This window comes from Humitalea sp. 24SJ18S-53 (assembly GCF_050632385.1).
GTDB lineage: Bacteria > Pseudomonadota > Alphaproteobacteria > Acetobacterales > Acetobacteraceae > Humitalea.
In genome coordinates this window covers 3,080,909-3,102,313 of sequence record NZ_CP192599.1, presented here as the reverse complement: position 1 = coordinate 3,102,313, position 21,405 = coordinate 3,080,909, and the positions used below count along the sequence as shown (strand labels likewise).

Sequence of the window (21,405 nt, the reverse complement as noted above, 5' to 3'; positions counted from 1 at the left end):
GGAGTTCCTCTATTCGGCCGATGGCGTCGCGTAGCGCGCCTCGGCGGCGTAGTATCGCTCGAAGCCGACGCCGGCATAGAGGGCGTCGAAGGGCAGCAGCAGCTCCGGCGGAATCCGCCCGCCGCCGCGCAAGGCCGCCAAGGCTTCGGACTGCGCCCGCATGGTCGCGTTCAGCAGGCTGACCCCGCACAGTAGGATGCCATAGCCGATGGCCCCGGCCTGGGCGGCGTTCAGCCAGGGGCGGCCGGGCTTTTCGACCTGCGCCAGCATGGTCGGCACGCCGGTCACCACGCGGTGCAGCGCCTCCATCTCGCTGACATCCGTGGGGCCTTCGAAATAGACGATATCGGCGCCCAGCCCGGCAAAGGCGGCGCAGCGCCACAGGGCTTCATCCAGGTCGGCGGCGGCGCGGCTATCGGTCCGGCCGATCACCAGCACGTCGCCGCCGCGGGCGCGGATCGCGTCCCGCTCGTCCAGCGCCGCGCGCAGCCGGGTCAGCGCCACGTCGCGCGCGACGACCTCGACACCCTGGGCATAGCCGCAGCGCTTTGGGAAAACCTGATCCTCGACCATCACGGCGGCGAAGCCCGCGGCGTGGTAGCCGGCCACGGTGCGGCGGACGTTCATCGGGTTGCCGAACCCCGTATCGGCGTCGCCGATCACCGGCAGCGCGGTCGCGGCGCAAAGGTCGCGCCCGGCCGAAATCATCTCGCCATAGGAGATCAGCCCCGCATCCGGCTCGCCAATCCGCGTCGCGCTGACGGCATAGCCGCTCATGAAACTCGCACCGAAGCCGGCCTGTTCGGCGAGGCGCGCGGACATGGCGTCCCAGACGCCGGGGACCACCAGGGCCTCGCGCCCGGCCAGGTGGGCGCGCAAGCGGGCGGCAGGCGATGCGGTCATGAACGATCTCCGTCGTCGTCGAGGTAGCGGATCGCGACCAACTCGATCTCCTCCAGCCCCGCCGGGGTTCGCAGGCGGATTGTGTCGCCCGGTTGCTTGCCCAGCAACGCCCGCCCGATCGGCGAGACCCAGGAAATGCGGCCCTTGGCCGGATCGGCCTCATCCACGCCGACGATGGTGGCACTCGCCTCCGTGTCATCGGCGCGGGCCCAGGTCACGGTGGCGCCGAAATACACCCGGTCGCGGCGGGTCTGGGCCGCGGGGTCGACCACCTGCACGCGGTCCAGGCGCCGGCGCAGAAACCGCACGCGCCGGTCGATCTCACGCAGGCGGCGCTTGCCGTATTGGTAGTCGGCGTTCTCGCTGCGGTCGCCCTGGGCGGCGGCCCAGGAGACGATTTCCGTCACCTTCGGCCGTTCCTCGTCCCACAACCGGCGCAGTTCGTCCTGCAGGGCAGCCGCCCCCTTTGGCGTCATGTAGAATGGCGTGCCCGGTGGCAGGCCCGGTGGGCCTTCGTCGTCATCATCGTCGTCCATGACCGATGGATGGCGCCGGCGGCGCGGCGCGGCAAGGCCCGCCCTCGCCGTATCGGCCGGGGCGGGCTATGCGGGCGCCACCATGCACCACGCCCTGCCAGCACACCTGGCCGTCGTCATCCCCTGTTACAACGAGGCCGCCAATGTCGCGCCCCTGGCCGCGCGGCTGGACGTGGCACTGGCGGGCATCGCCTGGGAAGCGATCTTCGTCGACGACGACAGCCCGGACGGCACGGCCCATGAAGCGCGCCGCCTGGCCGAGACCGACCCGCGCATACGCGTGATCCGCCGTGTCGGGCGGCGCGGCCTGTCCTCGGCCTGCGTCGAGGGGATGCTCGCCACCTCCGCCCCCTACGTCGCCGTGATGGACGGCGATTTGCAGCATGACGAGGCCGCCCTGCCGGCCATGCTGGCGGCGGCCGAGGACGGCGCCGACATCGCCATCGGCAGCCGCCATGTCGAGGGCGGCACCGTGGGCCAGGGCCTGTCGGCCGCCCGCCGCAAAGTGTCCGATCTCGGCGGCTGGGCAGCGCGCCTGCTGCTGCCCGCGCCCGTCAGCGACCCGATGAGCGGCTTCTTCCTGCTGCGGCGGGCGGTGATCGAGACCGCGGCCCCCCGGCTGACCGCGCGGGGTTTCAAGATCCTGCTCGATATCCTGCTCTCCCTGCCGAGCCCGCCGCGCATCGCCGAAATCCCCTACGTCTTCCGCGCCCGCCAGGCTGGCGAGAGCAAGCTGGATGCGCTGGTGCTGCTGGATTTCGCGGGGTTGTTGCTGGACAAGCGCTTTGGCGGCGCGGTGCCGCTGCGCTTCCTGGGCTTTGCCCTGGTCGGCGTGGTCGGGGTGCTGGTGCATCTTCTGGCGCTGAACCTTGCGGTCCGCGGCATCGGCCTGTCCTTCACAGCGGCGCAATGGTCGGCGACGCTGGTCGCGATGACGGCGAATTTCTGGCTGAACAACACGCTGACCTACCGCGACGTGCGCCTGCGCGGGGCTGGCCTGTGGCGGGGCCTGCTGCTGTTCTACGTGGTCTGCGGGCTTGGGGCCTTCGCCAATGTCGGCATTTCCTCGCTCCTGGTGTCGGACCAGGTGGCGGGGTGGCGCCTGGCCGGCGCCGCGGGCGCTGCCCTGACCGTGGTGTGGAACTACGCCGTCTCCAGCACGCTGGTCTGGCGTGCAAGGTAGCACGGATCGCAACTGGGCGCTGGCCCTGCTGCTGCTGACCCTGGTGCGGTTGGCGGCGGCGGCGGCGGTGCCGATCGCGCCGGATGAGGCCTATTACTGGATCTGGTCCGGTGCGCTGGCCTGGGGCTACCTCGATCATCCGCCGATGGTCGCGGCCTGGATCCGGGCCGGGACGCTTGTCCTGGGCGAGACCCCTTTGGGCATTCGCCTGCTCGGACCTCTCGGGCTGGCGCTGGCGTCCGTCGCGCTTTGGGACGCCGGGCGGCGTCTGTTCCCGGCACGACCTGGGGCGGGTGCCTGGGGGGCCGCGCTGTTCAACGCGACGCTTTTCGCCAATGCGGGGGCGGTGCTGGTCACGCCGGACACGCCGCTGGTGGTGTTCTGGTGCCTGGCGCTCTGGGCCGCGGTGCGGCTGCATGTGTCGCAGGACGGGCGCTGGTGGCTGGCGGTGGGCTGTTTCGCCGGGCTGGCGCTGCTGTCGAAATACACCGCCGTCCTGCTGGGGCTGGGCCTGGCGATCTGGGTGGTGGGGGCGGCGCGGCACTGGCTGCTGCGGTGGCAGCTCTGGGCCGGTGGGGCGCTCGCGGTCCTGATCTTCGCCCCCGTCATCGCCTGGAACGCGGCGCATGGCTGGGCGTCCTTCGCCAAACAGGGCGGCCGGGCGGGCACGGCGACCGGCGGCGCCGGCTTGCGCTTTGTCTGGGAGTTCCTGGGCGGCCAGGCCGGGCTGGCGACACCGCTCGTCTTCGTGCTTTGCGTCGTGGGCGGGGCCGTGGCGCTCTGGGCGGCGCTGCGGCGGCGCGATGCGGGGGCGGCGCTGCTGGCGGCGCTGATCGTGCCCGGGGCGGCGCTGTTCCTCTGGCAGGCGACCGGAAGCCGGGTGCAAGGCAATTGGCCGGCGATCCTCTACCCCGCCGCCTGCCTCGCGGCCGCGGGCATGCTCGGGCCGCGCTGGGATGGGTGGCGGCGACCGGCCCTAGGCCTGGGGCTGGTGCTCGCGATCCTCGGGCTGGTGCAGGCGACCCTCGGCCCGCTGCCCTTGCCGCGACGCTCCGACCCCTCGCTCGCGCGACTGGCCGGATGGACCGCGTTCACGGCCGAGGTCGAGGCCGCGCGCCGCGACGCTGGGCTCGCCTTCGTCGCCGCCGAGGAATACGGCCTGGCCGCCGAACTGGCGCTGCGCCTACCGCCCGGCGTCGCGGTGATGGCGATTTCCGACCGCTGGGATCTTTTTAATCTTCCGACGCCGGAATCCGGCGTAACCGGATTGCTGGTCCGCAGCGAAAGACGAGGTGAGGGAGCCCCGCTTTGGCCAGAGGCGGTCCCCCTCGGCGGCATCATCCGCGCGCGCGGCGGGATCGAGGCGGAGCGTTACCGGCTCTACCGCGTCACCGTTCGGGCGGAGATGCCACCCGTGGCCGTGTTGCCGCGCCCGAAGCCTTGACGGCGGGCGGCGCGGGGACAACCTCCCCTGTGCCGAGACGAAGGACAGACCACATGAACATCCGTATTCCGCGCGGCTGGGAAATCCCCGAACGTCTTGCGACCCCCGAATCCGTGGTGCTGAACCGCCGGGCGCTGATGGGGGCCTCCGCCATGCTGCTGCCCGGGGCCGCCCTGGCCCAAGGTGCGGCCCCGGCCGGCGACGCGCCGAACCCGATGGCCGCGATGCGTAATACCCGCTTCCGCCCGGATCGCGCCGTGACCGCCGAGCGCGAGGCGACGACCTACAACAATTTTTATGAGTTCGGCACCGACAAGGGCATCTCGCGCCTGGCGCAGCGCCTGCCGCAGCGGCCCTGGACCTTGCGTATCGGCGGCATGGTCGGCACGGCGCAGGACCTGGACATCGACGACATCATCCGCCGCATGCCGCTGGAAGAGCGGGTCCTGCGGATGCGCTGCGTCGAAGGCTGGGCGATGACCGCCGTCTATACCGGCTTCCCGCTCTCCGAATTGCTGAAACTCGCCGCCCCGACCTCGGCGGCGAAATACGTGGTCTTCGAAACCGCCGCCGACCGCGCCAACATGCCCGGGCTGCGCCAGTCCTGGTATCCCTGGCCCTACAAGGAAGGCTGCACGATCGAGGAAGCGGCCAATGAAATGGCCTTCGTCGTCGTCGGCATGTACGGCAAGCCCTGCCCGCCGCAGAATGGCGGCCCGATCCGCGTGGTCTTCCCGTGGAAATACGGCTTCAAGCACGGCAAGAGCCTGGCGCGCATCACCCTCTCGGACCAGCGCCCCGTATCCTATTGGGAACAGATCCAGGGTTCCGAATACGGCTTCTGGGCGAATGTGAACCCCGAGGTGCCGCATCCGCGCTGGAGCCAGGCGACCGAACGGCTGCTGGGTACCAACGAACGCGTCCCGACGCGCATCTTCAACGGCTACGGCGAGTTTGTCGCCGACCTGTACCGTGGGTTGGAGCGGGAACGCCTCTGGGCCTAGAGCATGATGGCCGTAGGCGCGAATGCGCCGCAGGGCTGAATCACGCGACAAAACAACAAGCTAGACCGCGATGCGTGAGCGAATGCGAACGCATCGCGGTCTAGGGCGCTCTCGCCGCGGCGGGGCGGGCTACCGGGCCGTCAACGCCGGCAGCAGGCTGTTGTTCAGCCGCACATTCGCGCGGTCCCGTAGTGCGGCGGTGAACTGGGCTTCCAGGTCGGCGGCAATCGCCTGCTCCGTCTCGCTCTTGATGGTCGCGAGGCCGATCGGGTCGGCCGCCGGGTTGCCCGCGACGACCTCGACCAGGACGGCGACGACATAGCCATCGCGCGTGGCGACCATCGTGGCGCCACCCGGCGCCAGCGAAAACACCGGCCCGCGCAACTCACTCGGCGGCTGGCTGGCCGCCGGCGGCGGCGCATCGGCGGCGGGGGGGCGGCGCCCGAAGGGGCCCATGCGATCGACCGACAGCCCCACGGCGGCGGCGGCCTGCGCGATCGGCGTGCCCGACTGGACGCTGCGCAGCAGCCCCGCGGCGGCTTCTTCCTGGTGCCGGCGGCGGGCATCCAGCAGCCACAGGCGCCGGACATCCGCCTCGACCATCTCGAACGGCTTCAGCGCGGCGGGTGTGATCTCGCGCAGGTCGATCGCGACGAAGGTGCCGCCGCCGATTTCCTCCATCCGCGGTCCGCGCCCCTGCTCGGCCGCGAAGATCGCGGTGAGGGTCGCGGCGCGGGCATCGGCGGTGACGGGCAGCGGCACCGGCCGGCCTTCGGCATCCAGGCCCCGGGAATCCGTGCGGACCTCCGTCAGGCCCAGTCCGAAGCGTGGGGCGACCTCCGCCAGGGTGGCACCGCCCGCCAGGGCGTCCTCGACCCGGTTCGCGCGTTCATAGGCGACATCGGCGGCGCGTTCCGTGGCCAGGCTGGCGGCCAACTCGCCCCGCACATCCGCCAGGCTCCGCGTGGTGCCGGGCGTCACCGCCACGATCCGGAAGACATGCCAGCCGAAGGGGCTGCGCACGGGATTGCTGACACCACCCTGGGCCGGCGCGAATGCGGCCTCGGCGAGTTCAGGCAGCGGCAGTGCGGCGCGATCGACGTCGCCCAGCGCCAGGGCGTTGCCGCCGGCGGCCCGCGCCTCGGCGGTGATCGTGGCCATGTCGGCCCCGGCCCGCCAGCTTGTGGCGACGGCGGCGGCCGCGTCCTCGGTCGGCAGCAGCGCCTGCTCCAGGTCGCGCCGCTCCGGCGTTTCGTATTGCAGGCGGCGGCTCGCGTAGGCCTCCTCGATGGCGCGATCGTCGATCTGGATCTCGCCGGCCAGGGTGGCGGGCGACAGGGCGGCCACCACGGCGGTGCGATATTCCGGGGCGGAGAAGTTTTCCGGGTTGTTCTCGTGGAAGCGGCGCAGCGCCGCCTCGGTCGGCGGCTCCGGCTCCGGGGCCGAGAGGTAGGCGAATTCGACGACATCGGCGATCCGCTGCTCGTTGGCGAAGCCATAGAGCAGGGAGGTCAACTCGGTCGGTGCCGTGGCGCCGGCGCGCACGCCGCCGATCAACTGGATGCGCTGCAGGTCGTCCGAGACCAGGCGCAGGAACTCCGGCTCCGACAATTCATTCTGCCGCAGGAACTGGTCGAGGATGAGGCGGCTGAAGCGGCCGTCGCCGCCCTGGAACGCCGGGACGGCCCAGATAAAATCGCGGATCGTCGCGGCCGGGACCGCCAGGCCCATGCGTTCGGCCTCGGCCGAGCGGGCGCGGTCGGCGATCATCGCCTCCAGCGCCTGGCGTGCGACAGCCGCCCGCATGTCGGCGTCCATCTCCACCCGGCCGGCAAGCTGGCGCTGCGTCCGCGTGATCGCGCGCTGGGCGGCGACTTGGGCATCGACAAGCTCGATCGGGCGCCCGGCCACCCGGGCAACGGCGGTGTCCTGGCCAAGGCCGCGGATCGTGTCCTCGATGCCCCAGATCCCGAAGGACAGGACGAGCAGCAGGAACAGGCCCTTGGCGAACCAGGTGGAGGCAAGGCGGCGCATCTGAATGATCATGCTGGCGCGGGTAGCCGAAAACCGGGGCGGGGGGAATGCGTGACCGCGGCCATCGGCGCGCCAGAGGGCCGTGAAGCGGTTGCGGCAAGCCCGGCTGGGCGCTAGGGCGCTGCAAGACATACAGGAGATCCCCCATGCCCGTGCCTCGGACGCTGATCGCCGGCAACTGGAAGATGCATGGGACGGTCGCGGATGCCGTGGCCCTGGCGCGTGCCGTCGTCGCGGGATCGGCGGGCCTGCCAGCCGACCTGCTGATCTGCCCGCCCGTCGTCCATCTGCTTGCCGTGGCGCCCGCCGTGTCCGGCAGCGCGGTCGGGCTTGGGGCGCAGGACTGCCATGCGGCCGGCAAGGGGGCGCATACCGGCGACGTGTCGGCCGGCATGCTGCGCGACGCCGGCGCCGCCTGGGTCATCCTTGGCCATTCGGAACGCCGCGCCGACCACGCCGAAACCGACGCGCAGGTCGCCGCCAAGGCGGCGGCCGCCATGGCGGCCGGGCTGTGCCCGATCGTCTGCGTGGGCGAGACGCTGGCGCAGCGCGAGGCCGGGGAGGCCGAGGCCGTGGTCGCCGGCCAACTCGCGGGCAGCCTGCCGCCGGGCTTTGCCGAAGCGGGCGGCGTCGTGGCCTACGAACCGGTCTGGGCCATCGGCACCGGCCTGACCCCCACGGAGGGCGACATTCGCGCGATGCACGCCCGGCTGCGCGCCGAGGTGCTGGGCCTCTGCGGCCCGGCCGGCGGTGGGGTGCGGCTGCTGTATGGCGGCAGCGTCAAGCCGGGCAATGCCGCGGCCATCCTGGCGCTGCCGGAGGTGAACGGCGCCCTGGTCGGCGGCGCCGCCCTGGTCGCCGCCGACTTCCTGGCCATTGCCGCCGCCGCCTGAAGCGGGGTGGCGGGGCGACGCGTGCTGCGCTAGACGCTGGAAACCATGACAACTGTCCTCATCGTCCTGCATTTGTTCGTGACCCTCGCCCTGATCGGCGTCGTGCTGCTCCAGCGGAGCGAGGGCGGCGGCCTCGGGATCGGGTCCAGCCAAGGCATGGGCAGCTTCATGGGGGGGCGCGGCACCGCGAACCTCCTGACCCGCGCGACGGGTGTCCTGGCGACGGCCTTCATGGTCCTGGCGCTGGTGCTGGCATTGCTGGGGCGCGGCGCGTCGCAGCAGGGCTCCATCCTGGACGGCCCGGCCGTGGGCGCGCCCGGTGGGGCGGCCCCCGCCGCGCCGGCCTTGCCCGCACTGCCGGCCGTGCCGACGAACTGATCCCTCGCGGGTCACGGCCCGCGTAAAGGCTTCGTTCACATCGGTTGCCCAGGATGCGACCCGTCAAACCAGGCGGGACGCTTCTCATGGACACTTCCCTGATCGCCGGGCGCTATGCGCCGCGGGACGTCATCGGTCAGGGCGCCAGCGGAACCGTGCTGGAGGCGCTGGACGTGCGCCTGCGTCGCCTTGTCGCCCTGAAACTTGTGCATCGCGGGCCCGGTGGCCTGGAACCCGCCCGCGTGACCGCCGAGGCAATGGCGGCCGCACGCCTGTCGCACCCCCATGTCGTGACGGTGCACGACGCCGGCGATGGCCGGGATTTCGCCTGGATCGCGATGGACCTGGTGATTGGCGAACCCCTGTCGGCGTTGCTCGCGCGCGACAGCCGGCTGCCGCCGGCGGAGGCCGCGACCCTCGTCCTCGAACTGCTGGAAGCGCTCGGGCATGCCCATGCCCGCCGCGTCATCCATCGCGACGTGAAGCCGGCCAATATCCTGCTCGCGATGGATGATGCGCCTGGCCCCGGCCAGGTGCGGCTCGGCGATTTCGGCGTCGCGCGGCTTGGGGCCGGTGAGGCGACGGAGCCCGGCACCCTGCTCGGCACGCCGGCCTGGATGGCCCCCGAACAGGTGCGGGGTGAGGCCGCGGATCATCGCGCCGACCTCTGGGCGGCCGGGGTCGTGCTCTACGAATGCCTGACCGGGCGGCGGCCCTTTGCCGGCCAGATGCCGGGCCTGCTGAACACCATCCTGCACGATGTGCCGCGCGCGCCGTCGACGCTGCTGGCCGGGCTCGACCCCGCCTGGGACGGCGTGCTGGCGCGGGCGCTGGAAAAGGCGCCGGCCGCGCGGTTCCAGGGCGCGGCGGAGATGGCCGCGGCCGTGCTGGCCGCGGCGGGGACGGGGCTGGACGACGGGCCGGCGCCGCCGCGCGGCCTGGGCTTGCTCGGCGTGCGGGCCCGGATGCCGGCATCGAGCCGCGGCGCCGGGCTGGCCGCCCGAGTCGCCATCCTTGTCGGCCAGCGGCCATTGTTGTCCGGGCGGTCGCTGCCCAAGGCGTGACGGATGCCGCCGGGACCTTTCGCCCGGCTACAACCCACGGCCAGCACATGGTGCCCACGCGTCGGGGCGGGTGGACGGCCGCCCCATAGGGGGGTTACACCAATCGCCCATGACACGGTTCGTATTCATCACCGGTGGCGTGGTCTCCTCGCTCGGCAAAGGCATCGCGGCGGCATCACTTGCCGCCCTCCTCCAGGCGCGCGGGCATAAAGTCCGCCTGCGCAAACTGGACCCCTACCTCAATGTCGATCCGGGCACGATGAGCCCGTATCAGCATGGCGAGGTCTTCGTGACCGATGACGGCGCGGAAGCCGACCTCGACCTCGGGCACTACGAACGCTTCACCGGAGTCGCGGCGACGCGGGCCGACAATTGGACGTCCGGGCGCATCTACGCGGAGGTCATCGCCAAGGAGCGCCGCGGCGATTACCTGGGCGGCACCGTCCAGGTCATCCCGCACATCACCGACGCGATCAAAGCCGCCGTGGTGGCGGAGACGGATGGGCTGGACTTCGTGCTGGTCGAGATTGGCGGCACCGTCGGCGACATCGAAAGCCTGCCGTTCCTGGAAGCCATCCGGCAGTTGGGCAACGAGCTTGGGCCGCAGCGCAGCCTTTTCGTGCACCTGACCCTGGTGCCCTATATTCCTTCCGCCGGTGAGCTGAAGACCAAGCCGACGCAGCACAGCGTCAAGGAATTGCTCAGCCTGGGCATCCAGCCGCAGATCCTGCTGTGCCGCTGCGACCGTCCGATTCCGGAAAACGAACGCCGCAAGATCGCGCTGTTCTGCAATGTCCGCCCCGAAAGCGTGATCCCGGCACTCGATGCCTCCTCGATCTACGCCGTGCCGCTGGCCTATTCGCGTGAGGGGCTGGACCGGGAAGTCCTGCGCCACTTCGGCCTGTCCGTGTATGGCGAGCCGGACATGACCCGCTGGAACGGCATCGTCGACGCGATCGACCAGCCGGAAGGCGAAGTCACCATCGCCGTGGTCGGCAAGTACACGGGCCTGCTCGACGCCTATAAATCCCTGGCCGAGGCCCTGGCCCATGGCGGCATCTCCCACCGGGTCAAGGTCAAGCTGGACTGGGTGGACAGCGAGATCTTCGAGGGCGCGCCGGCCGAGGCACTGGCCCGGCTGGACGGGGTGCATGGCATCCTGGTGCCTGGCGGCTTCGGTGAACGCGGGACCAAGGGCAAGATCGCCGCGGTCCGTTTCGCGCGCGAACGAAAAATCCCCTTCTTCGGGATCTGCTTCGGCATGCAGATGGCCGTGATCGAGGCCGCCCGGAACCTGGTCGGGCTGCCGCTCGCCAACAGCACCGAATTCGGCCCCTGCGATGAACCGGTGGTCGGCCTGCTGACCGAATGGCGTCGCGGCAACCAGACCGAAAGCCGCGAAGCGGGTGGCGACCTGGGCGGCACGATGCGCCTCGGCGCCTATCCGGCGGCGCTGGCCGCCGATTCGCTGGTGCGCTCGGTCTATGGCGGCAAGGCGGATATCGAGGAACGCCACCGGCACCGCTTCGAGGTAAACATCGCCTACCGCGCCCAGTTGGAGGCCGCTGGCCTGCGCTTTTCGGGCATGTCCCCGGATGGCGTCCTGCCCGAGATCGTCGAGGTCCCGGAGCACCCCTGGTTCATCGGCGTGCAGTACCACCCGGAACTGAAATCCAAGCCCTTCGCCCCGCATCCCCTGTTCGCGGGCTTCGTGGGTGCCGCGGTGAAGCAGTCGCGCCTCGTCTGATCGAAGGTCATAAGCCCGAACCTCGACAGCCGGGGATCGGGCCGTGATATAGGCCGCGATCCGGCGAGGGCCGGATCGCGCTGACCTCGGATCGGATCCCCATGACGCCTGACGCCCCGGACTCGGACCGGGCAGTGCCCGCGCCGCTGCGCCCGCTGCCCTTTCTCATCTTCAGTTCCCGCTGGCTGCAATTGCCGCTCTACCTCGGGCTGATCGTCGCGCAATGCGTCTATGTGTTCCTCTTCCTCAAGGAACTCTGGCACCTCATCAGCCATGCGGCCGATTTCACCGAACAGCAGATCATGCTGGTCGTGCTCGGGCTGATCGATGTGGTGATGATCTCCAACCTGCTGGTGATGGTGATCGTCGGTGGTTACGAGACCTTCGTGTCACGCTTGCGGCTGGAGGGGCATCCGGATCAGCCGGAATGGCTCAGCCACGTCAACGCCGGGGTGCTGAAGGTGAAGCTGGCGATGGCGATCATCGGCATCTCCTCGATCCACCTGCTGCGCACTTTCATCGAGGCAAGCCGCATCGGCCTGCCCAATGCCACCGTGACGTCGGAAGCGGTGATGTGGCAGACGATCATCCATTCCATCTTCATTCTATCCGCGGTCGGCATCGCCTACGTCGATCGGATGAGCCAGACGCGGCACTGACCGGGGCGCGAGCGGTCCTTGCCGCTTGACGCGCCCGGCGCATCGGTGCGTTTGGCACCGATGCCCCTGCGTTGGTTCGAACATTTCATCGATCCCGTTGCCCGTCCCGGGGTGCGCGCGGCGCGCGCCTTCGGGACGCCGGTCCCGGACGGGCCGCCGCCGCATGGCCTGATCGGGTTCTACTGGCATTTTGCCCGGCAGGCGCGGGGGCTCTTCGCTGGCCTGTTCGTGGCGGGGCTGGCGGTAGCCGCGCTGGACGCGACCATCCCGATCTTTATCGGCCTGCTGATATCGCTGTTGGAAAGCCACGCGCCGGCAGCACTTTGGGCCGAGTCATGGCCGGTCCTGGTCGGCATGGCCGCGGTGCTGATGATCGGCCGGCCGATGGCCATCACGCTGCAAAACCTGATCACCCAGCAGGGCATCGTCCCGGGTGTCACCAGCCTGATCCGCTGGCAGTCGCACTGGCACGTGGTGCGGCAGGGCTGGGCCTTCTTCCAGGAGGATTTTGCCGGCCGCATCGCGACGCGGGTGATGCAGGCGGGGCCGGCGCTGCGTGAATCCGTGGTCCAGGCGGTCAATGCCGTCTGGTACATCCTGGTCTATGGTTCGGGCGCGATGATCTGGCTCGGCTCGTCCGACCTGCGGCTGGCGGCGCCCTTCCTCGTCTGGTTCCTGCTCTATGCGACCTTGCTGCGGTTCCTGGTGCCCCGGTTGCGCGACAGGTCGCGGGCGGCCTCCGAACAGCGCAGCCTGCTGACCGGGCGGGTGGTCGATTCCTACACCAACATCCTCACCGTCAAACTCTTCGCCAAGGCGGAGGATGAGGACGCCTTCGTGCGCGACGGGCTGCTGGGGCTGAATGCCGCCTTCGGCCGCCAGGTGCGGCTGGTCACGCTGAACGGCCTGCTGCTGTCGGCGCTGAATGCCACCCTGATGGTATCGGTCGCGGCCGTCGCCGTCTGGCTCTGGACGCGGGGCGAGATCGGCGTGGGCACGGTGGCCACGGCCCTGCCGATGGCCTGGCAGATCGCCAATATCTCCGGCTGGGTCGCCTTCAACGTCACCAGCATCTTCGAGAATATCGGGGTGGTGCAGGAAAGCATGCACTCCATCGCCGTGCCGCCGACCGCGGCCGACCCCCCGGGGGCGGCCGAGCTTGTGGTCGACGAGGGCGCGATCCGCTTCGAGCATGTGCAGTTCGCCTATGGGCGGGAGGTCGGCGTGCTGCGTGGCTTCGACCTCGCCATCCGGCCGGGCGAACGGGTCGGGCTGGTCGGACGCTCCGGCGCCGGCAAGACCACAGCGGTCAACCTGATGCTGCGCTTCTTCAACCCCGAGGCCGGGCGCATCCTGATCGACGGCCAGGATATCGCGGCGGTGACGCAGGAAAGCCTGCGCGGGGCGATCGGGATGGTCACCCAGGACACGGCGCTGCTGCACCGCTCCATCCGCGACAACATCCGCTATGGGCGGCCGGATGCGTCGGATGCCGAGATCGAGGCCGCGGCCCGCCAGGCCCATGCCCATGACTTCATCATGGGGCTGGCCGACTGGCGCGGTCGCACGGGCTATGACGCCCATGTCGGCGAACGCGGCGTGAAACTCTCTGGCGGCCAGCGCCAGCGCATCGCGATCGCGCGCGTGCTGCTGAAGGATGCGCCGATCCTGGTCCTCGACGAAGCGACCAGCGCGCTGGATTCAGAGGTCGAGGCCGCGATCCAGGAACAACTGGCCGGGCTGATGGCCGGCAAGACGGTGATCGCGATCGCCCACCGCCTGTCCACCATCGCGCGCATGGACCGGCTGATCGTGCTGGATCACGGGCATGTCGCGGAACAGGGCACGCATGCGGAACTGCTGGCCCGGGGCGGGGTCTATGCCGGGCTTTGGGCGCGCCAGTCGATCGCCCATGCCCCGGTCATGGGCGAGGTGGCCGGGATCTGACGGCAGCACCCCGACCGTTTCAGCGCTTCGGCGCCATCTTCGCCAATAGCCCGCGATAGGCCGTGATCGCGCTGGTCGGATCGCTGCCCGAATAGACGGTGCCGAGTGCGCCATCCTCGGTGCCCGTCTTGCGGGTCCCGGCTTCCCAGACGGCATCGATCCCATCGGTACGCCCAGCCGGCAGCATCAGCCGCAGCACCGCGACCTCCTGCCCGCGGCGGTAGGAGGTGTAGCGGTCGATCGAGGCCAGGCCGGCCTTCTCCGCGCCGCCGACCTTGGCCTTGCCGTCCTTGCCGAGGGCCGCATGCGGCTGCTTGGTATCGGCCTTGGCGGTGGCTTCCGTCAGGTCGAATTCCTTGGACAGCAGGGCCACGGCATCGGCGATGGTGGCGCAACCTTCCTTCGCCAGGTCGCGCACGACCGACGGCTTGGCGTTGGGCCGCACCGGCGGCTTCGGCGCCTTGGCCGCCAGTTGTTCGCGCGCGGCCGCGGCCAGGGCCTCGGCCATCGCATGCCGCGCGGCGGGCGCCCTGGCATCGGCCAGGACCCGCTCGGCATTGGCGATCAGGGTACGCAACTCGGCGGTGGTCTTTCCGCTCAGATCCAGGGAGGACGACATCAGGACATGTTCACCATGATTGTTTTCTTGTGGGTAAAGTGTTCGAGCATGGCCTCCAGCGAGGCTTCCTTGCCCAGGCCGGAGGACTTCACCCCGCCATAGGACAGGTTGGCCTGCACCACGAGGTTCTGGTTGATCTGCACCAGACCGGCTTCCAGGCGATGCGCCAGGTCCAGCCCGATTTTCAGGTTGTTGGTCCAGAGCGACGCGGCCAGGCCGTATTCGCTGTCATTGGCTTCCGCCAGCACGGACTCGGCATCATCGAAGGGCTGCACCACCGTCACCGGGCCAAAGATCTCCTCGCGCACCAGGCGGGAGGAGGCATCGAGGCCCGTGAAGATGACCGGGCGCAGGAACAGGCCCTTCTTCAGCGCGGGATCGGTCGGCATGGCGCTGCATTCCAGCGTGACGGCGCCCGGGGTGGAGCGGCCCTCGGCGATGAAGCCCTGGACCTTGTCGAACTGGCCCTGGCTGATGATCGTGCCGATGTCGGTCTTCTCGTCCAGCGGGTCGCCCATCACCATGGCATCCACCCGCGTCTTCATCTCCGCCACGAAGCGGTCGAAGATCGGGCGTTCGACATAGATGCGGCTGGCGGCGGTGCAGGACTGCCCCTGGCGGGTGAAGCGCATGGAGGTCAGCGCGCCCGCGACCGTCTTCTCAAAATCGCAATCGGCGAAAATGATCATCGGCGACTTGCCGCCGAGTTCCAAGGTCACCGGCACCAGCTTTTCAGCCGCGGCCCGGGCGACGATCTTCCCGGTCTCGACACTGCCGGTGAAGGTCACCTTCTTCACCAGCGGGTGCGCGACCAGCGGCGCGCCGCATTCCGGCCCCTGGCCCGACAACATGTTGAAGCAGCCAGGCGGCAGGATGCGGTTCAACAATTCGCAGATGCGCAGCACGGCGAGGGGGGCTTCCTCGGCCGACTTCACCACCACCGTATTGCCGGCAACCAGCGCGGGCGCGATCTTCAGCGCCATCAGCAGCATCGGCACGTTCCAGGGGATGATCGCGCCGACGACGCCCAGCGGCTCGCGGATCGTGACCGACAGAACGTCCGGGGCGAAGGGCACGCTTTCGCCCTTCAACTCACCGCCCAGCCCGCCGAAGAATTCGAAGATATCGGCGACCACGCCGGCTTCGACCCGGCTTTCGGTCCGCAGGGCCTTGCCGGTTTCCAGCGCGATCAGTCGGCCGAGTTCGTCCTGGTGGGTCCGCAGCAGGGCGGCGCATTGATAGACCAGCGCCCCACGCTTGCGGGCGGCGACCTTGGCCCAGGCTTTCTGGGCACGGGCGGCATCCTGCACCGCGGCATCCACATCCGCGGCATCGCCTTCGGCCGCCGTGCCGACCTGTTCGCCGGTGGCAGGGTTCACCACGGCAAAAACCTGGCCCGAACGCGCGGGGACGTAGCGCCCGCCGATGAAGTGCAATCCGCTGATCGCGCGCGCCAAGGCAAAGGGATCGGCGGTCGGCGCTTCGGGCGTGGGGTGGCGGGGCTGGTCGAGCATGGCTATTCCTCGGACGATGGGTGCGGCCCTTCCGCGTGGGGGCCTTGGGGGCTATCAGCCGCCCCGACACATGAACCGGGCGGCACCCCCCGGCAAGAGCATGAGGCTATAGCATGACCGAGACCGCCCCGGGACCACTGACTGGCATTCGCGTGTTGGACCTGACCCGTGTTCTCGCGGGGCCGACCTGCACCCAGATGCTGGGGGACCTCGGCGCCGAGGTCATCAAGATCGAGCGGCCGGACGCCGGCGACGACACCCGTGGCTTCGCGCCGCCCTATGTGCCGAATACCCGGGAAAGCGCCTATTTCGTCGGCGTGAACCGCAACAAGAAATCCCTGACGGTCGATATCGCGCAGAAAGCGGGTCAGCAGATCATCCACAGCCTGCTCGCGTCCTGCGACATGCTGGTGGAGAATTTCAAGGTCGGCGCTTTGGCGAAGTACGGCCTGTCCTGGGAAGACCTGAAGGAAACCTACCCCCGGCTGATCTATTGCTCGATCACCGGCTTTGGCCAGACGGGCCCCTACGCGCCGCGCCCTGGCTACGACAGCCTGATCCAGGCGATGGGCGGGGTGATGTCGCTGACCGGTGAACCCGATGGCCTGCCGCAAAAGGTCGGCATCCCCGTCGCCGACCTCTTCGCCGGCCTCTATGGCTGCATCGGCATCCTGGCCGCGCTGCAGCACCGCAACGTGAGCGGGGAGGGGCAGCGCATCGATATCGGGATGCTCGACACCCATGTGGCCTGGCTGGCGAACCAGGGGATGAACTACCTGGCGACCGGGGAGAACCCGCCCCGCCTGGGCAACCAGCACCCCAATATCGTGCCCTACCAGGTCTTCCCGACCGAGGATGGCTACATCGTGCTGTCGGTCGGTAATGACCCGACCTTCAAGCGCTTCTGCGATGTGACGGGCCAGCAGGCGCTGCTGGACGACCCGCGCTTCGCCACCAACGCCGCCCGCGTGGAAAACCGCGCCCTGGTGACCGCGACCCTGACGCCGGTGATGCAGTCCCGCACCACCACCGCCTGGGTGGACGCGCTGGAGGCCGCCAGCATCGGCTGCGGGCCGATCAACACCCTGGAACAGGTTTTTGCCGACCCGCATGTGAAGGCGCGCGGCGTGGTGGTGGACATGCCGCATGCGTCGGGTGAGACGGTGCAGGTCATCGCCAACCCGGTGCGCCTGTCGGCGACGCCGCCGACCTACCGCAGCGCCGCACCGCTTCTGGGCCAGCACACGGATGAGGTGCTGGCCGACCTGCTGGGCCTGACGCCCGACGAGATCGCGACCCTGCGCGCCGGCAAAATCGTCTGATGCCGCCCCGCACGGGCGCCATCCGCGTTCCTTTCCAGCCGGCCCCCGTCACCTTGCGCTGGTACGAATGGGGGCCGGCCGATGGGCGGCCGGTGGTGTGCGTGCATGGGCTGACACGCAGCGGGCGCGATTTCGATGCGCTGGCCCAGGCGCTGGCGGCCGATGGGCGCCGGGTCATCTGCCCGGACGTGCCGGGGCGCGGGATCAGCGACTGGTTCGCGGACGGCACGCAATATGGTGTGCCCTACTACGTCGCGGTGCTGGCGCCGATGCTGGCGGCACTTGGGGAGTACGACTGGGTCGGCACCTCGATGGGCGGGCTGATCGCGATGGGCGTCGCCGCCATGCCGGACAACCGGATGCGGCGCCTGGTGCTGAACGATGTGGGGCCCTTCATCCCGAAGGCATCGCTCGACCGCATCGGGGCCTATCTGGCGCTGGACCAGGTTTTTGCGAGTTTCGCGGCATTGGAGGCGCATCTGCGCTTCATCCACGCGCCCTTCGGGGCCCTGAGCGATGTCGAATGGCGGCACCTGGCCACGACATCGGCGCGCGTCACCGCGGATGGCCGGTGGCGCCTGCACTACGATCCCGCGATCGGCGACCCGCTGCGCGGCGGCGTTGAAGCGGACATGGACCTGTGGCCGATGTGGGAGGCCGTGGCGGCCCGCCCCGTCCTGCTGCTGCGCGGGGCATTGAGCGACCTGCTGCTGCCGGAGGTCGCCGCCCGGATGGCCGAGGCGCCGTCGGTGCGCCTCGAAACGATCCCCGGTTGCGGGCACGCGCCGGCGCTGATGAACGCCCACCAGACCGGGCTGATCGCGGATTTCCTGCGCGGCTAGTGTGCCGAAACTGAAATTCGCCGCACTGCGGCGAATTTCAGTTTCAGGACACTAGGCCTTCAGCAGCCGCGCGGCCTTCACGGCAAAATACGTCAGCACCCCATCCGCCCCGGCGCGCTTGAACGCCATCAGGCTTTCCATCATGCCGCGGTCATGGTCGATCCAGCCGCGTTCGACCGAGGCCATGATCATCGCGTACTCGCCGCTCACCTGATACACGAAGGTCGGTGCGGAAAACGCGTCCTTCACCCGCCGCACGATGTCCAGGTAGGGCATCCCCGGCTTGACCATGACCATGTCCGCGCCCTCGGCCAGGTCCATCGCGACCTCGCGCAGGGCCTCGTCCGAATTGGCCGGATCCATCTGGTAGGTCTTCTTGTCCCCGCGCAGCGCGCCGCCCGACCCCACCGCGTCACGAAACGGCCCGTAGAAGGCGGAGGCATATTTCGCCGCATAGGACATGATCCGCGTATGGATCAGCCCCGAGGCATCCAGCCCGGCGCGGATCGCCGCGACCCGCCCGTCCATCATGTCCGATGGCGCGATGATGCTGATCCCGGCCTCCGCCTGCACGACCGCCTGGCGCACCAGGATGGGCAAGGTCGCGTCATTGGCGACATAGGACCCCCCAGGCCCATCGCGCAGCACGCCATCATGGCCGTGGTCGGTATAGGGGTCGAGCGCCACGTCGCCGACCAGCACCAGGTCGGGGAATTCCCGCGCCAGCAGGCGGGCGGCGCGGCACATGAGGTTGTCGGGGTTGCCGCTTTCGGTGCCCTCGGCGTCCTTCACCTCGGGCGGGGTCATCGGGAACAGGGCGATCGCCGGGATGCCGAGTTTCACCGCCTCTTCCACATGCGCCGCCAGGCGATCGATCGTCACCCGGTCGATGCCGGGCATGGAGGCGACGGGGCTGGTCGTGCCGGTCCCCTCCATCACGAAGACCGGCCAGATCAGGTCATCCACCGACAGGCGGTTCTCGGCGACCATGCGGCGCGTCGCGGCGTCCACGCGGTTGCGGCGCGGCCGGCCGGCCGGGAAGGGGGCCTGCGGGATCATGCGGGCAAACGGTGGCAGGTGGTCGGGTGCGGCATCATGCGTGTCCAGCGTTTCCGGCGCAGTTAAGGCCGGATCGACCGGACCGCAAAGCCGCCCGGCCGGTCAGGGTGGGCTGCCGCGCGCCAGGTAGGCCACGATATCGGCGCGGTCCGTGGCATTCTCGACGCCCCCGAACGGCATGCGGTTGCCGCGCACGACGCCCTGCGGCTCGGCCAGGAACGCTTCCAGGGTGGCGGGACTCCAGACAACGGCCGACCGCCGCATGGCGGGCGAATAGCGGAAATCCTCAAGCGACCCCGCGCGGCGGCCAATCACGCCCCGCAGCCCTGGGCCAAGGCCGTGCTCGCCGGTCATCGTGTGGCAGGCGACGCAGTCCTGCGCGAACTTCTCCTCACCCCGCGCCGGGTCGGCGGCGCGGGCCGGGGGGGCCGTGGCGACCAGCGCCACGGCAAGAAGCAAGGCCGATCGCATCATCATGTCGGCACCATCGGGCCCGGGGCGCGCATGTATCGCGTCTTGATGGCCTCGGCCGTCCAATAGGCCATCGCGCCGACCGGGCCGGTCGGGTTGTAGGCGGAGTTGTGCGGGAAGGCGCTGGCACCCATGACGAACAGGTTATGCAGGTCCCACGACTGCAGATACTTGTTCACCACACTCTCCCGCGGGTTCGCGCCCATGATCGCGCCGCCCGTATTATGCGTGGATTGGTACGGCACGACCGACCAGCTCCGCCGCGGCCCCGCCGGGGTGACCTGCGCCGCGCCCATGGTGCCGGCGATCCTGTTGATGACGCCGGCGATGTGTTCCGTCAGGCGTATCTCGTTGGGCTTGTATTCGAAGGTCATTCGCATCAGCGGCTGGCCGAAGGCGTTGCGCCAGGTCGGGTCCAGGTCGAGGAAATTGGCCCGGTTCGGCATGACCGAGCCTGAAGCCCCGATGCCCATGGCGCCCTGGTAGCCCGCTTTCGCCGCGCGCTTCCAGGCCGTTCCCCAGCGTGGCGTTCCGGCCGGCAACGGGCGGTATTCGATGGGGCGGCCGTTCGTGCCGCCCGCGGCAATGGTCGTGCCGCCGATGTAGTTGTGCGGTCGGCGATCGAAGTCCCAATTCGTGTTGAAATCGTCGATGTTCTGGCCCCAGGAGCCGGTCGCGATGAAGGGGTTGAAGGCCTTGTCGGGGAAGAACAGGGTCGCGCCCGTGCCGGTCTGGTAGCAGTAGTTCTTGCCGACCAATCCCTGGCCTGTGGCCGGATTGTAGGGCGTGCCGATATCCGACCACAGCAGCAGCGCCACGTTGTTCAGCCCATAGGCGGAGAGCACGACGATGCCGGCCGGCTGCTCCAACTCCTCGCCATTCAGCAGGTTGGTGTAGTTGACGCCGGTCACCTTCTTGCCGTCGCTGTCCTTGTTGACCTTGGTCACCCAGGCATGGGTGCGCAGCGAGAAATTCGGGTTCCGCATCACCACCGGGATCACGGTGACATCCGGGGTGCCCTTGGCATTGGCCTCGCAGCCGAAGCGTTCGCAGAAGCCGCAGTATTGGCAGGCGCCAAGCCGCGCACCGTCCGGGTTGGTATAGGCCTGGCTGGCATTGGCCGCCGGGCGCGGATGCGGGTGATAGCCCATCTCCCCCGCGGCCTTGGCGAAGAGCATCCCCGACAACGGGTCCTCCAGCGGTGGCAGCGGGTATTCGTTGGCGCGCGGATCCTCGAAGATATTGCCGCCGGGGATGCGCTGGCCGCGCAGATTGCCCGCCTTGCCGGAGATCCCGGCGGTCTTCTCGAACTTCTCGTAGAAGGGTTCGAGTTCGGCGTAGGTGATGCCCCAGTCCTGCAGGTTCATGTCTTCGGGCACGTAGGCCGCGCCGTATTTCTCGATGTATTTGCTGCGGATCTGCAGCTCCATGTCGCCCCAGCGCCAGTTGATGCCATTCCAGTGCGACCCGGCACCACCCACCCCCTCGCCAGGCAGGAAGGAGCCGAGGCGGCGCATCGGCAGCGCTTCCTGGTCGGGCGTATTGCGAATGGTCAGCGTATCGACCGTGGTGTTCATCATCAGGTCGGTGCGCGTGCCGAAGCGCAATTCGTCGCGGATGCGCGGAACCTGGAAATCATCCTCCGGCCGGCGCATCGCACCGCGTTCCAGCGCCACGACCTTCATCCCCGCCTCGGTCAGTTCCTTGGCCAGGATCGCGCCGGTCCAGCCGAAGCCGACCAGCACCACATCAACCTCGGGAAGTTTGCGTGCCATGGTCGTCGTCC

At 69.6% G+C, this 21,405-nt stretch carries 19 protein-coding genes; 11 read left to right on the top strand and 8 right to left on the bottom strand.

From position 1 onward, the window contains the following. Nucleotides 1-9 precede the first annotated feature (9 nt). Both ACQW02_RS14740 and greB read right to left on the bottom strand, forming a co-directional pair. Entirely contained in the window at nt 10-903 is an 894-nt protein-coding gene (locus ACQW02_RS14740) for an isocitrate lyase/PEP mutase family protein (protein WP_431280667.1), read from the bottom strand. After that, the gene (gene greB, locus ACQW02_RS14735) at nt 900-1,439 is read right to left on the bottom strand and encodes a transcription elongation factor GreB (protein WP_431280666.1); all 540 of its coding nucleotides are present in this window, start codon (nt 1,437-1,439) and stop codon (nt 900-902) included. The genes ACQW02_RS14740 and greB overlap by 4 nt, the downstream gene beginning before the upstream one ends. 82 nt (nt 1,440-1,521) lie before the next feature. Here greB and ACQW02_RS14730 point away from each other — a divergent pair, with 82 nt between their 5' ends. The 3 genes from ACQW02_RS14730 to msrP are packed head-to-tail and all read left to right on the top strand — an operon-like array spanning nt 1,522 to nt 5,070. Next, the gene (locus ACQW02_RS14730; protein WP_431285907.1) at nt 1,522-2,622 is read left to right on the top strand and encodes a glycosyltransferase; all 1,101 of its coding nucleotides are present in this window, start codon (nt 1,522-1,524) and stop codon (nt 2,620-2,622) included. Continuing rightward, nucleotides 2,612-4,066 (top strand): glycosyltransferase family 39 protein, encoded by a 1,455-nt coding sequence (locus ACQW02_RS14725; protein WP_431280665.1) that lies wholly within the window; start codon nt 2,612-2,614, stop codon nt 4,064-4,066. The genes ACQW02_RS14730 and ACQW02_RS14725 overlap by 11 nt, the downstream gene beginning before the upstream one ends. Before the next feature lie 53 nt (nt 4,067-4,119). After that, a complete protein-coding gene (gene msrP, locus ACQW02_RS14720; RefSeq protein WP_431280664.1) occupies nt 4,120-5,070 on the top strand; it encodes a protein-methionine-sulfoxide reductase catalytic subunit MsrP in 951 nt (316 codons plus the stop codon). Between the two features lie 129 nt (nt 5,071-5,199). Here the strand turns inward: msrP and ACQW02_RS14715 are convergent, their stop codons facing one another. After that, entirely contained in the window at nt 5,200-7,104 is a 1,905-nt protein-coding gene (locus ACQW02_RS14715; RefSeq protein WP_431280663.1) for a peptidyl-prolyl cis-trans isomerase, read from the bottom strand. A 146-nt stretch (nt 7,105-7,250) separates the two neighbouring features. On the opposite strand from ACQW02_RS14715, the gene tpiA reads away from it, so the two are divergent. The 6 genes from tpiA to ACQW02_RS14685 all read left to right on the top strand — a co-directional run bounded on the left by tpiA (nt 7,251) and on the right by ACQW02_RS14685 (nt 13,792). Then, nucleotides 7,251-7,997, top strand: a complete 747-nt coding sequence (tpiA, locus tag ACQW02_RS14710; protein ID WP_431280662.1) for a triose-phosphate isomerase — start codon at nt 7,251-7,253, stop codon at nt 7,995-7,997. 45 nt (nt 7,998-8,042) lie between these two features. Next, entirely contained in the window at nt 8,043-8,375 is a 333-nt protein-coding gene (gene secG, locus ACQW02_RS14705) for a preprotein translocase subunit SecG (RefSeq protein WP_431280661.1), read from the top strand. 86 nt (nt 8,376-8,461) lie between these two features. Beyond that, nucleotides 8,462-9,439 (top strand): serine/threonine-protein kinase, encoded by a 978-nt coding sequence (locus ACQW02_RS14700; RefSeq protein ID WP_431280660.1) that lies wholly within the window; start codon nt 8,462-8,464, stop codon nt 9,437-9,439. A gap of 109 nt (nt 9,440-9,548) precedes the next feature. After that, complete coding sequence (locus ACQW02_RS14695) at nt 9,549-11,186, top strand: CTP synthase (protein WP_431280659.1); 1,638 nt, start codon at nt 9,549-9,551, stop codon at nt 11,184-11,186. Between the two features lie 101 nt (nt 11,187-11,287). Continuing rightward, on the top strand, nt 11,288-11,845 hold the full coding sequence (locus ACQW02_RS14690; RefSeq protein WP_431280658.1) for a TIGR00645 family protein: 558 nt from the start codon (nt 11,288-11,290) through the stop codon (nt 11,843-11,845). A gap of 60 nt (nt 11,846-11,905) precedes the next feature. Then, on the top strand, nt 11,906-13,792 hold the full coding sequence (locus tag ACQW02_RS14685) for an ABC transporter ATP-binding protein (protein WP_431280657.1): 1,887 nt from the start codon (nt 11,906-11,908) through the stop codon (nt 13,790-13,792). Between the two features lie 19 nt (nt 13,793-13,811). On the opposite strand, the gene ACQW02_RS14680 is transcribed toward ACQW02_RS14685, so the two are convergent. Beyond that, nucleotides 13,812-14,411: a hypothetical protein gene (locus ACQW02_RS14680; protein WP_431280656.1), complete on the bottom strand. Its 600-nt coding sequence runs from the start codon at nt 14,409-14,411 to the stop codon at nt 13,812-13,814. After that, complete coding sequence (locus ACQW02_RS14675; protein WP_431280655.1) at nt 14,411-15,925, bottom strand: aldehyde dehydrogenase family protein; 1,515 nt, start codon at nt 15,923-15,925, stop codon at nt 14,411-14,413. Before ACQW02_RS14675 ends, ACQW02_RS14680 begins: the two co-directional genes overlap by 1 nt. Nucleotides 15,926-16,038: 113 nt before the next feature. On the opposite strand from ACQW02_RS14675, the gene ACQW02_RS14670 reads away from it, so the two are divergent. Then, nucleotides 16,039-17,247 carry a CaiB/BaiF CoA transferase family protein gene (locus tag ACQW02_RS14670; protein WP_431280654.1) on the top strand — a complete coding sequence of 403 codons (1,209 nt, stop codon included), beginning with the start codon at nt 16,039-16,041 and terminating at the stop codon, nt 17,245-17,247. Further along, nucleotides 17,247-18,089, top strand: a complete 843-nt coding sequence (locus tag ACQW02_RS14665; protein WP_431280653.1) for an alpha/beta fold hydrolase — start codon at nt 17,247-17,249, stop codon at nt 18,087-18,089. Before ACQW02_RS14670 ends, ACQW02_RS14665 begins: the two co-directional genes overlap by 1 nt. Before the next feature lie 51 nt (nt 18,090-18,140). Here the strand turns inward: ACQW02_RS14665 and hemB are convergent, their stop codons facing one another. From hemB to ACQW02_RS14650, 3 genes are all read right to left on the bottom strand, one after another. Then, nucleotides 18,141-19,148 carry a porphobilinogen synthase gene (hemB, locus tag ACQW02_RS14660; RefSeq protein ID WP_431280652.1) on the bottom strand — a complete coding sequence of 336 codons (1,008 nt, stop codon included), beginning with the start codon at nt 19,146-19,148 and terminating at the stop codon, nt 18,141-18,143. 102 nt (nt 19,149-19,250) lie between these two features. Beyond that, entirely contained in the window at nt 19,251-19,625 is a 375-nt protein-coding gene (locus tag ACQW02_RS14655; RefSeq protein ID WP_431280651.1) for a c-type cytochrome, read from the bottom strand. Beyond that, a complete protein-coding gene (locus ACQW02_RS14650; protein ID WP_431280650.1) occupies nt 19,622-21,394 on the bottom strand; it encodes a GMC family oxidoreductase in 1,773 nt (590 codons plus the stop codon). Before ACQW02_RS14650 ends, ACQW02_RS14655 begins: the two co-directional genes overlap by 4 nt. Between the last annotated feature and the right edge of the window lie 11 nt (nt 21,395-21,405).

Bases quoted from the DNA above. Each gene is read 5' to 3' on its own strand.
- ACQW02_RS14740 (WP_431280667.1), bottom strand. From the start codon at position 903: ATGACCGCATCGCCTGCCGCCCGCTTGCGCGCCCACCTGGCCGGGCGC.
- greB (WP_431280666.1), bottom strand. From the start codon at position 1,439: ATGGACGACGATGATGACGACGAAGGCCCACCGGGCCTGCCACCGGGC.
- ACQW02_RS14730 (WP_431285907.1), top strand. From the start codon at position 1,522: ATGCACCACGCCCTGCCAGCACACCTGGCCGTCGTCATCCCCTGTTAC.
- msrP (WP_431280664.1), top strand. From the start codon at position 4,120: ATGAACATCCGTATTCCGCGCGGCTGGGAAATCCCCGAACGTCTTGCG.
- ACQW02_RS14715 (WP_431280663.1), bottom strand. From the start codon at position 7,104: ATGCGCCGCCTTGCCTCCACCTGGTTCGCCAAGGGCCTGTTCCTGCTG.
- tpiA (WP_431280662.1), top strand. From the start codon at position 7,251: ATGCCCGTGCCTCGGACGCTGATCGCCGGCAACTGGAAGATGCATGGG.
- secG (WP_431280661.1), top strand. From the start codon at position 8,043: ATGACAACTGTCCTCATCGTCCTGCATTTGTTCGTGACCCTCGCCCTG.
- ACQW02_RS14700 (WP_431280660.1), top strand. From the start codon at position 8,462: ATGGACACTTCCCTGATCGCCGGGCGCTATGCGCCGCGGGACGTCATC.
- ACQW02_RS14695 (WP_431280659.1), top strand. From the start codon at position 9,549: ATGACACGGTTCGTATTCATCACCGGTGGCGTGGTCTCCTCGCTCGGC.
- ACQW02_RS14690 (WP_431280658.1), top strand. From the start codon at position 11,288: ATGACGCCTGACGCCCCGGACTCGGACCGGGCAGTGCCCGCGCCGCTG.
- ACQW02_RS14685 (WP_431280657.1), top strand. From the start codon at position 11,906: ATGCCCCTGCGTTGGTTCGAACATTTCATCGATCCCGTTGCCCGTCCC.
- ACQW02_RS14680 (WP_431280656.1), bottom strand. From the start codon at position 14,411: ATGTCGTCCTCCCTGGATCTGAGCGGAAAGACCACCGCCGAGTTGCGT.
- ACQW02_RS14675 (WP_431280655.1), bottom strand. From the start codon at position 15,925: ATGCTCGACCAGCCCCGCCACCCCACGCCCGAAGCGCCGACCGCCGAT.
- ACQW02_RS14670 (WP_431280654.1), top strand. From the start codon at position 16,039: ATGACCGAGACCGCCCCGGGACCACTGACTGGCATTCGCGTGTTGGAC.
- ACQW02_RS14665 (WP_431280653.1), top strand. From the start codon at position 17,247: ATGCCGCCCCGCACGGGCGCCATCCGCGTTCCTTTCCAGCCGGCCCCC.
- hemB (WP_431280652.1), bottom strand. From the start codon at position 19,148: ATGATCCCGCAGGCCCCCTTCCCGGCCGGCCGGCCGCGCCGCAACCGC.
- ACQW02_RS14655 (WP_431280651.1), bottom strand. From the start codon at position 19,625: ATGATGATGCGATCGGCCTTGCTTCTTGCCGTGGCGCTGGTCGCCACG.
- ACQW02_RS14650 (WP_431280650.1), bottom strand. From the start codon at position 21,394: ATGGCACGCAAACTTCCCGAGGTTGATGTGGTGCTGGTCGGCTTCGGC.